Genomic DNA, 15,169 nt, shown 5'->3' on the forward strand with positions numbered 1-15,169 from the left:
TTAGACCTTCATCAATTCAGCTTCTTTCGCAGCAAGGCGTTTGTCCACTTCAGCAACAAATTTGTCGGTGATTTTCTGAATATCATCAGATGCACGACGATCATCATCTTCAGAAATTTCTTTTTCTTTCAACAATGCTTTGATATCGCCCAATACATCACGACGAATGTTACGGATCGCAACTTTGGCATTTTCAGCTTCAGTACGTGCAACTTTCTGCATATCACGACGTGTTTCTTCAGTCAGTGCAGGCATCGGCACGCGAATCGCATCAGCAGTAATCGGATTTAAACCCAAACCTGCTTCACGAATCGCCTTATCAATTGCTGAAACCATTGTACGTTCAAATGGCTGCACAACAAGGGTACGAGAGTCTTCAAGACCAACGTTTGCCACTTGGTTTAAAGGCACATCAGAGCCATAGTAAGGAACCATCACACCATTCAAGATAGATGGATGTGCGCGGCCAGTACGAACTTTAGCAAAACCATGTTCCAAAGACTCTAGAGTCTTGTTCATGCGGTCTTCGCTGTCTTTTTTAAGATCGTTAATCATATGATCTTCCTTACTTAATTCTAAGAGATGTAATTGCTAAATAGCGTGTAGTATAAAGAGCTTTCAGGCTCACGTCATTAATTGGTAACGTGAGTCCCTTCTTTTTCACCCATAACCACTGAAAGCAATGAACCCGACTTATTCATATCGAATACTTGTAGTGGCACATTATGATCACGGCACAAGCAGATCGCAGTTAAATCCATGATGCCTAACTTTTCATCTAACACTTGGTCAAATGTAAGTGTTTCATATTTTACTGCATCGTCATATTTGCTTGGATCTTTATTATAAACGCCATCAACTTTAGTGGCTTTTAAGATCAAGTTGGCTTCAATTTCAATACCACGCAAGCAAGCAGCTGTATCTGTAGTAAAGAATGGATTACCTGTACCCGCAACGAATACACATACTTCGCCTTGAGTTAAATGACGGATTGCATCACGGCTTGAATAGGCTTCAACCACTGCACCAATTGGCAAAGCAGACATTAAACGGGTTTTAATATTGCGACGCACCAAAGCATCACGTAATGCCAAACCATTCATAACAGTTGCCAACATGCCCATCTGGTCACCTGTTACACGGCCAACCAAACCATCTTTTTGTAATTGGCTACCGCGATACAGGTTACCACCGCCAACCACGATACCGACTTGCACGCCCAAACCAACCAAGTGAGCAATGGCTAAAGACATTTGATCAAGCACTTGTGCATCAATCCCCATGTCTTTATTTCCAGCAAGCGCCTCACCAGAAAGTTTGAGCAAAATACGTGCATAACGCGGCTTTTTTGAATCCAACATCAGGAAATCTCCGAATCTTCCAATATCTAAAATTTTATTCGTATACTTTTATGACAGATCAAGCAGACTTAACTCGAATTAACTTCGCATATAAATCATATTCATCCGCATCGGTAATTTCGACTTCAAGCAAATCGCCTGCTTTAATTTGACTCTTATCAATATCTTCAACAAAGACATTACCGTCAATTTCAGGTGCATCCGCATAAGAACGTGCGATCGCAACTGGGAATTCTTCATCCAAGTCATCAACCAACACAGTCATGGTTTGACCAATGCGTTTTTGTAATTTCGCAGACGAAATCGCTTGCTGTACTTGCATGAAGCGCTCATAACGGTCTTGCTTGATTTCTTCAGGCACATGATCCGGGAGATCATTTGCTGTCGCACCTTCAACAGGTGAATAAGTAAAACAACCTACGCGATCAAGCTGTGCTTCTTTAAGCCACTCAAGCAGAATCTGGAAATCTTCTTCAGTTTCGCCTGGAAAACCAACCACGAATGTTGAACGGATGACCAATTCAGGACATTTTTCACGCCAAAGTTTAAGGCGTTCAAGTGTATTTTCACTATGCGCTGGTCGCTTCATCAATTTTAAGATGCGCGGACTGGCATGCTGAAAAGGAATGTCTAGATATGGCAGGATTTTACCTTGTGCCATTAAGTCAATTACAGCATCCACATGTGGATATGGATAAACGTAATGTAAACGCACCCAAATACCGAGTTGGCCTAATGCTTCGCACATGTCGAAGAATTTGGTTTTAACCGGCTGACCGTTCCAGAAATCGAGTTTGTACTTGGTGTCTAAACCATAAGCAGATGTATCTTGAGAAATCACTAAGACTTCTTTTACACCTGCGTTCTTCAACGCTTGTGCTTCGCTTAAAACCGAACCCACAGGACGTGAAACCAGATCGCCACGCATGCTTGGGATAATACAGAAGGTACAACGATGGTTGCAGCCTTCCGATATTTTTAAATAGGCATAATGTTTAGGGGTCAAACGAATCCCTTGTTCAGGAACAAGGTCAATAAATGGGTTATGCTTTGGTGGTTCAGGTACGTACTCGTGTACGGCCTCCATCACTTCTTGATATGCCGCGGCACCTGTCACTTTAAGGACATTCGGGTGCATTTTACGAATTTTGTCTTCATCTTTACCCAAGCAGCCTGTCACAATGACACGACCATTTGAGCTCATGGCTTCACCAATGGCATCTAACGATTCTTGTACGGCAGATTCAATAAAACCACACGTATTAACAACAACTAAATCAGCACCTTCATAATCAGATGCTACATCATAACCTTCAGTCTTCAACTGAGTTAAAATTCGTTCAGAATCTACCAATGCCTTAGGACAACCTAAAGAAACGAAACCGACTTTGGGGGACTTCATGAATCTGCGCTCCAGTATAATGCGCGTATTGTATGTCTTTTCCGATCATAAAAATAGGTAGAAAGCCGACTCTTTGCATCACGCACCAAAATATGCCTATATTTTTACCAAATATTTTAAATGCACCATTTTGGTTCACTAATATTTTTATTTCCTTTACTATGCTAGGTAAATTCTGTAATCAAACAACAAAAAGCACACTTTTATAGCGTCAGAATTTTTATTTACACATGTGCTTAAAGTTGGCGTGCATTTTGCTTTATTTCGACAACGTTTAACTCGTTGAATGTCCCATAACAGGGAGAAATGACAAGAAGTGCAGATGCCATTGCGCTATTTTAATACAGGATGCTTTCGCTAATGGATCAACCCGTCGGGATCGACTATCGCCTTTTAGTGGATAACTTAACCACCGCCATTTTACTGGTCGATAGCCAGCTGAATATTTTTTATTTAAATTCTTCTTGTGAATCTTTGTTTGACATCAGTTTGCTGCGTGCTTCAGGTCAACCTGTTTTAAATTTACTGCATATGCCCGATGATGAATTCAATACCCAAGAAGCGTTATTGAATACCTTTGTCACAGGACAACCTTATACCCGTCGCGAAGCAACCATTAGTGTCAACTTTAAAGATATGCATGTGGATTATACGGTTTCACAAATTAACTCTCAAAAGCCGTATCACCCGCTTCTACTGATAGAATTAAATCCGATTGATCGGATGTTGAAAATCTCTAAAGAAGAAAACCTGATTCAACAACACCAGGTTGCACGACAACTGATTCGTGGTGTGGCACACGAAATTAAAAATCCTTTAGGCGGCATTCGTGGTGCAACCCAATTATTGGCACGTAGTTTAAATGATCCTCAATATTCAGAATTCACCGACATTATCATTAGTGAAGTCGATCGTCTGCGTAATCTGGCGGACACCATGCTCGGGTCGCGCCAATTGCCAAGTTATGAATTAGTCAATGTACATGAGCCACTCGAACGTGTCCGCTCACTGATTACCAATCAAACCAAAAAGAAAATCAAAATCACCCGTGACTATGATTTGTCTTTACCCGATGTCATGGCAGACCGCGATCAACTGATTCAGGTCATGCTCAACATTAGTGTAAATGCCGTACAAGCCATGATGGAAAATAAAGAATTCTTTATTGACCACCAACCTGAACTTATTTTGCGAACACGCATTCAGCGCCTTGTCACCATTAATGGTGTGTTAAAGCGTTCTGCTGTTCGTATTGATATTGAAGACAATGGCCCGGGCGTACCGGAAGAAATTTTAGAATCGGTGTTTTATCCACTGGTCACGGGACGTGCTAAAGGCACAGGGCTCGGTTTGAGCATCGCACAAAATATTATGCATCAACATAGCGGAATGATTGAATGCCAATCAGTTCCAGGAAAAACAGTCTTTAGCTTATATTTACCTTGGGAGTTTAACCATGTCGCGAAATAAAATATGGGTAATTGATGATGATCGCGCCATGCGCTGGGTATTGGAAAAAACATTCAAAGAAGAAGGTTTTGACGTTACCAGTTTTGAAGAAGCACAATCTGCGCTTGATCAACTCAGCATAGATGCGCCTGATGTGATTTTGACAGATATCCGCATGCCTGGAATTGATGGTTTAACCTTTTTAGGCAAAGTCAAAACCAGTCACCCCGACCTACCTGTCATTATTATGACAGCACATTCGGACTTGGAATCTGCGGTATCAAGTTATCAAACCGGTGCTTTTGAATATTTACCAAAACCTTTTGATATTGATGAAGCATTGGCATTGGTGAATCGTGCAATTTTGCATATTGCCAAGTTACAACAACAAGAATCTGCAAAAACAGCACCGCCTATTCAAACGACCGAAATCATTGGTGAATCACCTGCAATGCAGGAAGTTTTCCGCGCGATTGGCCGTTTGTCACAGTCGCATATCACTGTACTGATTAATGGTGAATCTGGAACAGGTAAAGAACTGGTTGCGCATGCCCTGCATCGCCATTCACCCCGTAGCAGCAAGCCTTTTATTGCCTTAAATATGGCTGCTATTCCAAAAGACCTGATTGAAACTGAACTTTTCGGTCATGAAAAAGGTGCATTTACTGGTGCCAATTCTCAACGTCAAGGTCGTTTTGAACAAGCCAATGGCGGCACCCTGTTTTTAGATGAAATTGGTGATATGCCATTTGAAACCCAAACACGTTTACTGCGTGTTTTGGCAGATGGTGAATTCTATCGTGTCGGTGGACATATCCCAGTCAAGGTGGATGTGCGTATTGTTGCAGCAACCCACCAAGACCTGGAAAAACTGGTTCATGATGGTCGCTTCCGTGAAGATTTATATCATCGCCTGAACGTGATCCGTATTCACATTCCAAAACTGGCCCATCGTAGTGAAGACATTCCGATGCTGGCACAGCACTTCTTGGCACGTGCAGGTAAAGAATTAGGAGTGAATCCTAAAATCTTGCGTCCAGAAACCCAAGAATATATGCAACAACTGCCTTGGCAAGGCAACGTCCGTCAGTTAGAAAATACCTGTCGTTGGCTAACAGTAATGATTACTGGTCGTGAGGTTTATCCGGAAGATTTACCGTCTGAATTGAAACAAATTCCAATTCAACGCTCAGGTGATGAAGTCCAACCTCACGGTACTTTTGATCGTGTTTCGCTGCATCATTGGGATGAATTATTGGCTCAATGGGCGATCCAAAAGCTTAAAAACGGCGAAATGAAGATTCTCGACATTGCCACACCAATGTTCGAGCGTACCTTAATTACTGCCGCTTTACAGCAGACTCGTGGTCGTAAACGTCATGCCGCTGAATTACTCGGTTGGGGACGTAATACGCTGACTCGCAAGCTCAAAGAACTAGGTATGGACACGGCAGATGATGATGTTGAAGAAGAAGTCATCGAAAACTAAACTTTTTCTACTCATCTAAAAAGCTCCTTCGGGAGCTTTTTTTATTCAGTTCATTTTAGGCAGTAAAACCCACATAACGAGAATATCCTTGTATGCCTAAATCAGATTGAAAAATCAAATAATTGGGATAAGTTGATTGCGTGATTTCTGCAAACATATTCACCTGATCATCGTTTGCATGCAGATCATCAACCGAACGTGGCATGGTTTGCTCAAATTCATCGGTCATATATTCAAAACCGATATCCATGGCAATAAATAAAGTATGTTCACAGGGCTGTACATATTGCTCTTCAGCCCAATTAATGACTTCTTGTTGACAATGTGGACACTGAATGTTGTCCGTTGCTTGAATGGATAATGGAATAAGTTGATAAGCCATATAAAAATAAGTCTGTTTGCTATACGCTCATTTTAGCAAATTATTTAGATGACATTATTTTTTCAATCAAGATTTGCAATAAAAAAGGGAATCTTCCGATTCCCTTTTTTAAATCATGTTTTTAAAAATTCTATTTTCTAAGATCAGGATTTTACTTATGCGCGGATTTATAACGCGATAGCGCAGTTACTGCCACAGCAGAGATTACAACTGCCGGTAAACTCGCCATTAAAATACCTGTTGTTCCCAATCCTAATGCCAAAATTTTTCCTGTAAGTAACGGCCCCGTCATTGCACCCAAACGCCCTAGAGAAATCGCACTGCCCACACCGGTCACTTTACCCGTACCCGAATAGAAGATTGGCGAAATACCATACAGAATTGATTGACCGCCGGTTGAGAAGATTCCACCCATCACGCCTGCCAGAACCAGCATTGGAATAGAAGTTGTCGTGAATAACAGACTCAGGGCAATAAATAAACCACTATAGATAATGACTGCCATCTGCCAAAGTTTTAAGCGATCAAGCAAATAACCCAAAGCTAAAGTCCCAATCACCGCACCCACCTGGAATACCAACATCACCATAAAGGCTTGCTGTTTTTGCAGACCCTGTTCCATGAGCAAATTTGGCAACCAGCTAATCAAAATATAATTGATCATCAACGTGAAGAAGAAACCTACCCAAAGTGGCAAGGTATTTTTATATTGTTGGTTTTTAAACAATACTTGTGCCATGCCTGGCACAGCTTCTGTAGACACTTGCACTACAGCTACAGGTTTTGGCTTATCTTTAAGAATCATTGCCATAAATGGAATAAGCACTAACGGCGTTAAACCACCAATCAGGAACAATGTTTGCCATTGAATCTCAGGCAATAAAATTGCAAGACCGGCAACGAAAATTGCCCCGACTGGCAAACCACAATACATCAGACTGTTTAACTTACCACGATTGGCTTCAGTCGCTTCATCACCCACCACTGAAATCATGGTCGGCATTGCTGCACCCAAGCCCAGTCCCGTAAAGAAGCGCGCTGCATACAAAACTTCGACGCTTGGCGCAATTGCAGTCAGCGACATGAAAACACCAAAAATACCAATAGATAACATCAGGACTTTCTTTTGTCCCAAATAGTCAGCAATACGCCCACCAAAGAATGCTCCAAACAGCATTCCAAATACGCCTAAACTAAAGACATACCCCATCTGAACCTGATCCAAACCGAATGTTGCTGCAATTCCCTTCGCTGCTATACCCGGTGCTTGAAGATCGAAACCTTCAAAAAATGCGACCCAAAAACACAAAAATATCGTTAAGATTTTTTGTAGTTTCCCTGTGTGTGTTTGTGCCATGATTGATCTCCATCAATAGTATACAAATCGTTTTTACAATGACGATTCATCTCACTATTCTCTGCCCAATCGATTGATTGAAATACCACGACAATAGTCGGATTTGATGGCATAAAAATGATAAAAGCCAATCAAATTAGACCTAAAAGATTAAACAAATAGACTTTTTAAATCTTAGTTTTATTTATTAACACATGTTTTCAAAGACTTATATTTACGGTAGTTATTTATGATTAAACTATAGTCAAAATTTATTCATGAAAATTAGGCGATAAAAAAACCCGCATAATGCGGGTTTTTTCAAATCGGCAAATTATGCTGATTTTTTAGCTTGTGCTGCATTCTTACGAATGGTAATCATGACCAGCTGTACCGCAGCAGGTGTAACACCTGGAATACGGCTAGCTTGTGCCAAAGTTTCAGGACGCACATCTTTCAGTTTCAAGGTAATTTCACGAGACAGACCAGAAACGATATCATAATCGAATTCAGCAGGAATACGTGTTTCTTCCAGACGCTTCATTTGCGCAACATCTTCATGCTGACGGCTGATATAACCCGCATATTTCACTGCAATTTCAATTTGCTCACCCACAAATGGAGTCACTTCAGAATTGGTTAATTCTGAAATTTGAGCAAAACTGATATTTGGACGTTTAAGTAAATCAATCGCACTACATTCTTTACTTAAATCCGCACCTGTCATCTCAACGAATTTTTTACCCATTGGATTGTTTGGCGCAGCCCATAAGTGCTGTAAACGACCTGTTTCTTTTTCAACTGCTTCCATTTTTTCGCAGTAAGCTGCCCAACGCGTATCATCAACCAAGCCCATTTCACGACCGATTGCAGTTAAACGTTGATCCGCATTGTCTTCACGAAGCATCAGACGATATTCGGCACGTGAGGTAAACATACGGTACGGTTCTTTTGTACCGAGTGTAATCAAGTCATCTACAAGAACACCCATATACGCTTCATCACGTTTTGGTGTCCATTGTTCTTGATCCCAAGCACGGCGTGCTGCGTTCAAGCCTGCAAGCAGACCTTGCGCACCAGCTTCTTCATAACCAGTCGTGCCGTTAATTTGGCCGGCAAAATACAAGTTAGCAATGGCTTTGGTTTCAAGCGAGAATTTCAATGCTTGTGGATTGAAATAGTCATATTCAATCGCATAACCCGGACGAAGGATATGTGCATTCTCCATACCACGAATTGAACGAACCAATTCAAACTGCACGTCAAATGGTAAAGAAGTCGAAATACCATTTGGATAAAGTTCGTGTGTATCCAGACCTTCTGGTTCCAGGAATACCTGGTGAGAATTTTTATCGGCAAATTTATGAATTTTATCTTCAATTGATGGGCAGTAACGTGGACCTACACCTTCAATTTTACCTGTATACATCGGTGAACGGTCGAGACCGCCACGAATGATTTCGTGCGTGCGTTCATTGGTATGGGTGATATAGCAGTTTACTTGTTCCGGATGCATAGATGCATCGCCCATGAATGACATGGTCGGAGACGGGAAATCACCTGGCTGTGGCGTCATTACCGAGAAATCAACTGAACGTGCATCAATACGTGGCGGTGTACCTGTTTTTAAACGACCTACTGGTAAGTTTAATTCACGTAAACGCGCAGCCAATGAAATTGAAGGTGGATCACCTGCACGACCACCGCTAGATTTTTCAAGTCCGACATGGATTACACCACCCAAGAATGTACCAGTCGTCAATACAACCGTTTTCGCATCAAAGCGAACACCCATTTGAGTCACAACACCTTTAACGGTATCGCCTTCAACAATAAGGTCATCAGCCGCTTGCTGGAAAATATCTAAGTTTGCTTGATTTTCTAATGTTTCACGAATCGCAGCTTTATAGCGAATACGGTCAGCTTGTGCACGTGTTGCACGTACTGCTGCACCTTTACGTGAATTTAAAATACGGAATTGAATGCCGCCTTTATCGGCAGCAAGTGCCATTGCACCGCCTAAAGCATCAATTTCACGAACTAAATGTGATTTACCAATACCACCGATGGCAGGATTACAGCTCATCTGCCCTAAAGTCTCAATGTTATGAGTTAAGAGCAAAGTCTGGCGACCCATACGCGCTGCAGCAAGTGCTGCTTCGGTACCTGCGTGACCGCCACCGATAACAATGACATCGTAAACTTTAGGATAATGCATAATGGTTTGAGAGATAAAAAAGAATGACGGAGTATTATATCAAAACTTAGAAAGATAAGTTGACAAAATGAGTCGATTTTATCAATGAAGATATGACTGGCTATCAATTTATAAAAATTTGAAATGTAATCATGCTTTGCAGAGTTACTATAGAAACAAAACACTTAATCGGCAAAAATTTACCTGATTAGCATTGTTTTATTTTGGTTATTTTTTAAGCTTGATGCTGGGTACATTACAAACAAAGGTATAAAAGATGAATAAGAATTTCCTGCTCTCATCCATTCTCTGTGGTTTATGTCTCGCACCATTTGCAGCTTCCGCAAATGATAAAGTCGAAAAGGTTTATAATGCGCAAAAATACCAACAGGTTTGTAAAGGTAAAAGTCAGGGCGCGCCAGTCAGTTTTGCATATCGCGGTATTATCTGGAATGGTACCTGTGAACCGCAATTCTTCCCTTCCTCCAAAAATGCTTCCATAACTGGAGATGAAGCAGAATTAAATTCAATTTGCCAAAGCGATGCAAACGCCACATCTATCAACATTGAAGGCATGGCAATAAAAGGTAAATGTGCTTTAGGATTTATGGCACCTCGACCTACTTCTCAACCTCCAATGCAGTCTCAACCTCCAATGCAATCCCAACCATCGATGCACTCCCAACCCGGAATGCAGCATCCACCTGGAATGCAACATCAAATGCCTACTCAGCCACAAATGCAGCCCCAACCTTAACTTCCGTCTCAATAATGAGTATAAAACACTAATTTTATTCAAATTATTAACGGGTAAAAGGATTACTTTTACCCGTTTTGTATATTGCTAATTTAAAAAACTGGTTTAAACTCAAAGCATATTAAGGATAAAAATATAAAAAGGATATTCCATGGATTCGGGGCTATTTACTTTTTTTTTACCCATGGCGCTTGCCATCATGATGACTGGATTAGGGCTAGAACTTACGGTTAAAGATTTTCTTCGTGTACAACGCCATCCTAAAGTTATTTTTTTAGCTCTATTTACACAATTGATTATTCTGGTTTTGATCGCCTTTTTAATCTGTATCTTGTTAAAACTTCCGCCGCTTTTAGCCGTGGGCTTGATGCTACTTGCAGCTTCACCAGGCGGACCGACTGCAAATTTAATCAGCTATCTTTTTAAAGGGGATGTGGCACTCAATCTCACTCTCACCGCAATCAACTCTCTCATTTGTACTTTTACGCTACCTTTTATCGTGAATCTGTCGATTCATTATTTTCTAGGTGAACATCCAAAAATTGGGATGCCGACTGAAAAAATCACCCAAGTATTTTTAATTGTTTTCATCCCAGTTTGTTTGGGAATGTTTATTCGTTCAATTGCACCCAACATTGCATTAAGACTGAATAGACCCATGCGATTTTTTTCCGTGCTATTTTTATTCTTAATTTTCTTTTATGCATTATATAGAGAACGGTTTAACATCGTTGAATATTTTGTCGATATTGGACTTGCAACTGCTCTTTTTTGTTTTATCAGTTTATTTGTTGGTTATCTAATACCGCATCTGGCTGGGGTTTCTGATAGACAGGCACGTGCATGTACCTTTGAAATAGGCATTCATAACACTTCAGTTGCAATGACGATTGCACTGTCCGTATTATCTAGTACCACCATCGCGCTACCTGCAGGCATCTATTCTATTTTTATGTATGTTTTTGCTTTTATATTTGGCTATATTTTAACAAGACGTCCAGTTCTGCTTAAAGAAGAAAATTCAAAAGCACTCAATGAGTAAAAAACATCTGATTCATAGCTGCAATAGGTAATCTTAAATGGCATGTTTGTAAGATAAATCAGATCTAAGTAAATTAATGATTCTACCGTTCAATTGCTTTCATTCCACTCAGGAAGGTTAAAGTAAATCGATGCAATTATAGTTGTACTGATCAACGGTCAATTCTCGCTATTCCATATTCTTTACTTATCCGCTATACACTTAGCAGTATTCAATTTAGTAAAAATTAGTACAAGAAACTTCACCTAAATCAAAAAAACAACTAACCAAGAAAAGGAGATTTCGAATGGATTCAGGAATCATTACCATTTTATTACCTTTAGCACTTGCCATCATCATGATTGGTTTAGGACTGGAGCTTACACTCAAAGATTTTGCCCGCGTAACACAGCAACCTAAGGTGATTTTCATTGCACTGTTTTGCCAATTGGTTGTTTTAGTCAGCATTGCATTTATCATCTGTAAAGTTCTAGCCCTTCCACCTCTTCTTGCTGTGGGCTTAATGTTACTTGCAGCCTCACCCGGAGGAAGCACAGCCAACCTGTTTAGCTACCTGTTTAAAGGTGATATTGCACTAAACATTACTTTAACCGCGATTAATTCAGTCATGGCCGCTTTCACTCTGCCTTTTATTGTCAATTTTTCAATTCAATATTTTATGAATGACGGGCAGCAAATTAGCATGCAGCTCAGCAAAATATTACAAGTGTTTGCCATTATCATCATACCTGTATGTATTGGCATGCTGATTCGACACTATGCGCCAAACTTCACGGCAAAACTGAATAAACCACTGCGTATTTTTGCGGTGAGTTTTCTGGTACTGATTATTGTTGGCGCAGTAGTAAAAGAACGTCATCAAATTTTAGAATATTTAGCACAAATCGGCTTGGCGACGGTTTTATTCTGTCTATGTAGTTTGATTATTGGTTATTTTGTACCGCGCTTGCTGGGTATTAATAGTGCACAAGCACGTGCTTGTGCTTTTGAAATAGGTATTCATAACAGCACACTTGCCATGACGATTGCTCTTACCATCATGGCAAGTTCTACCATTGCCATGCCTGCTGCGGTGTATTCGATTTTTATGTATGTTTTTGCCGCTGTATTTGGCATGTTACTCAATAAATTCGCGCCACATCCAGCGACGGTATTGAGTTGATTGATCTTCCAAAAATATAGGGATGTTCTATACGTCCTTTTATTTTCAGGATAGTTTTTATCAATATATAGTTGTTTAAGCCTGAGTTCCGTTACAATGCTATTTTTAAAAACACAAATTTAGGTTATCTCCGTGAAGTGGTTACAAATTCATATTACCGTTGATCAAGCTCAAGTCGATTTTACTGAAACCCTACTCAGTTCATTAGGCGCTGTTAGCGTAACTTTAGATGATGCTGAAAATCAGGACTTACTTGAACCACTTCCAGGTGAAACTCCACTTTGGAATAAAGTCATTGTGACTGGCATCTACGCACAAGAAGAAGGCGAAGAAATTGATGTTGATGCTTTAATGACATTTATTACAGCACAAATGCCTGAAGCGCCATTACGTCATGAATTTATTGAAGACCAAGAATGGGAACGTACCTGGATGGATGCGTACGAGCCGATTCAAATCGCGGATAAATTCTGGATCGTACCTGAATGGATGGAATCACCTGATCCAGAGGCTGTGAATCTTAAACTAGATCCAGGTTTGGCATTTGGTACCGGTAACCATGCAAGTACTTTCTTGTGCTTACAATGGCTTGGTAAAACGGATGTTAAAGATAAGATCGTGATCGATTATGGTTGTGGTTCAGGCATTTTAGGTGTGGCTGCACTATTATTAGGTGCCAAAAAAGTATATGCCACGGATATTGATCCTCAAGCAGTGCTTGCTACCCAACAAAATGCGGAATTGAATGGTGTACTCGATAATCTTTATGTTGGACTTCCTGAAGAGTTCAATGCAGAGTTTAAAGATCAAAAAGCAGATGTGTTTGTCGCAAACATTCTTGCCGGCCCGCTGATGGCACTTGCGCCTGAATTCGCAACTTTAATTAAATCTGAGGGAGAGTTCGCACTTGCCGGCATATTAGAAGAGCAAGTTGCTGATGTTTCTAGTGTTTATTCTGAGTTTTTTGATATACTCGAAGTCGAAAAACGTGAAGAACATTGGTGCCGAATTTCGGGAAAACGACAAACTACCCATTAAAATTTTGAATAGACCATGAGCGAAAAACAAACCTACTGCCCTAACTGTTTTACCAAGTATAAAGTCTCCGTGGCTCAACTGACAGTTGCTCGAGGCATGGTTTGTTGTGCAAAATGTTCGACAAATTTTAATGCGTTAACGCATCTTGTAGTAGAAAAAGATCAATCTTCTTCTACTACATCGACTTCCTCTTCAATTTTTGACGATAAAAACCCTCAATCCAACGAGACGAGCGCTGAGACCTTAATGGTAGGTCAACCCCCAAAACAACATTTATTAGATATTTTCGATCAAAAAGTAGAAAACTCCAATATTGATTTAAAAACCTATCTCAACAATTTAAATTATTTCAGCACAGACCCGATTGGCACTTACCCTGCTCTTAATTGGTCTGAAAAATCAGAACAAGAGAATAAAAAAAGCTCCTGGAACTATGTTTTATGGGGTGTTGTAAATTTATGTTTGATTAGTTTACTTATTTTTCAGTTTTTTTGGTTTAACCCGAAAATTCTAAATAATAGCCCTGTCTTTAGTGCTTTATTTAATACGGCATGTCAGGCATTTAATTGTTCGGTTATGGAACAAAATTATCGCCTCATCTCAACCAATAAAGTTAAAATAAAACAAATTTCCAAGAAAGAGACTCAATTTACCGGTGAGCTCATCAACTACCATTCTAAAAGTTTAGCCCTGCCGATTATCAAGGTGAATTTAAAAGATAATGGAGAAATTATTTCCTCTTATTCTTTCCAGCCTTCTGAATATTTGATTGACAGTCTTACAGGAATACAACGAATTCCACAAAATAGTCCTTTTAAATTTAAGTTTAGCCTTCGTGTGGAACGTAAAAGCTTTGATACCTATAGTTTGGAAATAATTCGACCTTAATATTGAAAAAAACTATTAAAAAATGCAAAAAAATGTAAAAAAAATGCAGTTTTCTTGCTCACTTTTTCTTAGACAATGCTATCATACGCGCCACGAAAGCTTTGTGCTGCAAACTCCTCACTATTTTCACAACAATTATAGTTTAGCTTATATGCGCTTTATCCTGATAATGCGTATTGAGTAGATTTTTTTGTTTTGATTTTGATCGGTAACAAATATTAAACTATTGTTACGCTTAATTTTTGATCAAAAACGTCGAGTTGTGGCAAGCTAAATGTACAAGTTTTAGAACTTCCGTTTTAGGACCTAAAACGGAATTTAAATTTTAAACCACTTTTATATATCCCTTTACCCAAGTGATATTTGATTTTTCGGATTAATTCGCATGAATAGCAAATCTCCTATTTTTACTGCACAATCTGATGTCGCTCTTCGTATTCACGTAGATCGCGCAGTTCGCCATTATTTTGCACAATTGCAAGGCGAGCAACCTTCTCAGGTATATGACATGGTGCTGGCAGAAATGGAGAAACCTCTTCTATCTGTAGTTCTAGAATATACGCGTGGTAACCAGACACGCGCTGCTGAGATTCTCGGATTGAACCGTGGTACTTTACGCAAAAAGTTGAAAGCTCACGGTTTAATGAGTGAATAAATGATAAAATG

13 protein-coding genes and 1 pseudogene are annotated in these 15,169 nt (G+C 39.9%); 8 read left to right on the top strand and 6 right to left on the bottom strand.

What is annotated here, in order from left to right:
- The 3 genes from frr to rimO form a co-directional block, all read right to left on the bottom strand.
- The gene (gene frr / locus B9T23_RS06305; RefSeq protein ID WP_067724542.1) at nt 1–555 is read right to left on the bottom strand and encodes a ribosome recycling factor; all 555 of its coding nucleotides are present in this window, start codon (nt 553–555) and stop codon (nt 1–3) included.
- A gap of 77 nt (nt 556–632) precedes the next feature.
- The gene (gene pyrH / locus B9T23_RS06310; protein WP_067724540.1) at nt 633–1,361 is read right to left on the bottom strand and encodes a UMP kinase; all 729 of its coding nucleotides are present in this window, start codon (nt 1,359–1,361) and stop codon (nt 633–635) included.
- A gap of 58 nt (nt 1,362–1,419) precedes the next feature.
- Nucleotides 1,420–2,763 (bottom strand): 30S ribosomal protein S12 methylthiotransferase RimO, encoded by a 1,344-nt coding sequence (gene rimO / locus B9T23_RS06315; RefSeq protein ID WP_086193462.1) that lies wholly within the window; start codon nt 2,761–2,763, stop codon nt 1,420–1,422.
- Nucleotides 2,764–3,123: 360 nt separating this feature from the next.
- Between rimO and glnL the strand changes: the two genes are divergently transcribed.
- Together glnL and glnG are read left to right on the top strand one after the other, a co-directional pair.
- A complete protein-coding gene (gene glnL / locus B9T23_RS06320; RefSeq protein WP_086193463.1) occupies nt 3,124–4,233 on the top strand; it encodes a nitrogen regulation protein NR(II) in 1,110 nt (369 codons plus the stop codon).
- On the top strand, nt 4,220–5,701 hold the full coding sequence (gene glnG / locus B9T23_RS06325; protein ID WP_067724534.1) for a nitrogen regulation protein NR(I): 1,482 nt from the start codon (nt 4,220–4,222) through the stop codon (nt 5,699–5,701). The genes glnL and glnG overlap by 14 nt, the downstream gene beginning before the upstream one ends.
- 55 nt (nt 5,702–5,756) lie before the next feature.
- Here the strand turns inward: glnG and B9T23_RS06330 are convergent, their stop codons facing one another.
- The 3 genes from B9T23_RS06330 to mnmG form a co-directional block, all read right to left on the bottom strand.
- Nucleotides 5,757–6,083: a hypothetical protein gene (locus B9T23_RS06330; RefSeq protein ID WP_067724532.1), complete on the bottom strand. Its 327-nt coding sequence runs from the start codon at nt 6,081–6,083 to the stop codon at nt 5,757–5,759.
- Between the two features lie 151 nt (nt 6,084–6,234).
- The gene (gene mhpT, locus B9T23_RS06335; protein WP_086193464.1) at nt 6,235–7,440 is read right to left on the bottom strand and encodes a 3-(3-hydroxy-phenyl)propionate transporter MhpT; all 1,206 of its coding nucleotides are present in this window, start codon (nt 7,438–7,440) and stop codon (nt 6,235–6,237) included.
- Nucleotides 7,441–7,753: 313 nt separating this feature from the next.
- A complete protein-coding gene (gene mnmG, locus B9T23_RS06340; RefSeq protein WP_067724527.1) occupies nt 7,754–9,637 on the bottom strand; it encodes a tRNA uridine-5-carboxymethylaminomethyl(34) synthesis enzyme MnmG in 1,884 nt (627 codons plus the stop codon).
- A 256-nt stretch (nt 9,638–9,893) separates the two neighbouring features.
- On the opposite strand from mnmG, the pseudogene B9T23_RS06345 reads away from it, so the two are divergent.
- From B9T23_RS06345 to fis, 6 genes and pseudogenes are all read left to right on the top strand, one after another.
- Nucleotides 9,894–10,238 (top strand): annotated as a pseudogene (locus B9T23_RS06345) (hypothetical protein); the annotation flags it as partial.
- A 286-nt stretch (nt 10,239–10,524) separates the two neighbouring features.
- Nucleotides 10,525–11,415 carry a bile acid:sodium symporter family protein gene (locus B9T23_RS06350; RefSeq protein WP_086193466.1) on the top strand — a complete coding sequence of 297 codons (891 nt, stop codon included), beginning with the start codon at nt 10,525–10,527 and terminating at the stop codon, nt 11,413–11,415.
- Nucleotides 11,416–11,701: 286 nt separating this feature from the next.
- Nucleotides 11,702–12,577: a bile acid:sodium symporter family protein gene (locus tag B9T23_RS06355; RefSeq protein WP_086193467.1), complete on the top strand. Its 876-nt coding sequence runs from the start codon at nt 11,702–11,704 to the stop codon at nt 12,575–12,577.
- A gap of 132 nt (nt 12,578–12,709) precedes the next feature.
- Nucleotides 12,710–13,615: a 50S ribosomal protein L11 methyltransferase gene (gene prmA / locus B9T23_RS06360; protein WP_067724519.1), complete on the top strand. Its 906-nt coding sequence runs from the start codon at nt 12,710–12,712 to the stop codon at nt 13,613–13,615.
- 15 nt (nt 13,616–13,630) lie between these two features.
- Nucleotides 13,631–14,503, top strand: coding sequence for a DUF3426 domain-containing protein (locus tag B9T23_RS06365; RefSeq protein ID WP_086193468.1), 873 nt, complete (start codon nt 13,631–13,633; stop codon nt 14,501–14,503).
- A 385-nt stretch (nt 14,504–14,888) separates the two neighbouring features.
- Complete coding sequence (gene fis / locus B9T23_RS06370; protein WP_001086304.1) at nt 14,889–15,158, top strand: DNA-binding transcriptional regulator Fis; 270 nt, start codon at nt 14,889–14,891, stop codon at nt 15,156–15,158.
- Nucleotides 15,159–15,169 lie beyond the last annotated feature (11 nt).

Source organism: Acinetobacter terrae (assembly GCF_002135195.1).
Lineage (GTDB): Bacteria > Pseudomonadota > Gammaproteobacteria > Pseudomonadales > Moraxellaceae > Acinetobacter > Acinetobacter terrae.

What these genes read in the sequence shown, in the direction of transcription:
- B9T23_RS06350 (WP_086193466.1), top strand. Translation starts at nt 10,525, where the DNA reads ATGGATTCGGGGCTATTTACTTTTTTTTTACCCATGGCGCTTGCCATC.
- mhpT (WP_086193464.1), bottom strand. Translation starts at nt 7,440, where the DNA reads ATGGCACAAACACACACAGGGAAACTACAAAAAATCTTAACGATATTT.
- B9T23_RS06365 (WP_086193468.1), top strand. Translation starts at nt 13,631, where the DNA reads ATGAGCGAAAAACAAACCTACTGCCCTAACTGTTTTACCAAGTATAAA.
- B9T23_RS06355 (WP_086193467.1), top strand. Translation starts at nt 11,702, where the DNA reads ATGGATTCAGGAATCATTACCATTTTATTACCTTTAGCACTTGCCATC.
- glnL (WP_086193463.1), top strand. Translation starts at nt 3,124, where the DNA reads ATGGATCAACCCGTCGGGATCGACTATCGCCTTTTAGTGGATAACTTA.
- fis (WP_001086304.1), top strand. Translation starts at nt 14,889, where the DNA reads ATGAATAGCAAATCTCCTATTTTTACTGCACAATCTGATGTCGCTCTT.
- rimO (WP_086193462.1), bottom strand. Translation starts at nt 2,763, where the DNA reads ATGAAGTCCCCCAAAGTCGGTTTCGTTTCTTTAGGTTGTCCTAAGGCA.
- frr (WP_067724542.1), bottom strand. Translation starts at nt 555, where the DNA reads ATGATTAACGATCTTAAAAAAGACAGCGAAGACCGCATGAACAAGACT.
- pyrH (WP_067724540.1), bottom strand. Translation starts at nt 1,361, where the DNA reads ATGTTGGATTCAAAAAAGCCGCGTTATGCACGTATTTTGCTCAAACTT.
- B9T23_RS06330 (WP_067724532.1), bottom strand. Translation starts at nt 6,083, where the DNA reads ATGGCTTATCAACTTATTCCATTATCCATTCAAGCAACGGACAACATT.
- glnG (WP_067724534.1), top strand. Translation starts at nt 4,220, where the DNA reads ATGTCGCGAAATAAAATATGGGTAATTGATGATGATCGCGCCATGCGC.
- mnmG (WP_067724527.1), bottom strand. Translation starts at nt 9,637, where the DNA reads ATGCATTATCCTAAAGTTTACGATGTCATTGTTATCGGTGGCGGTCAC.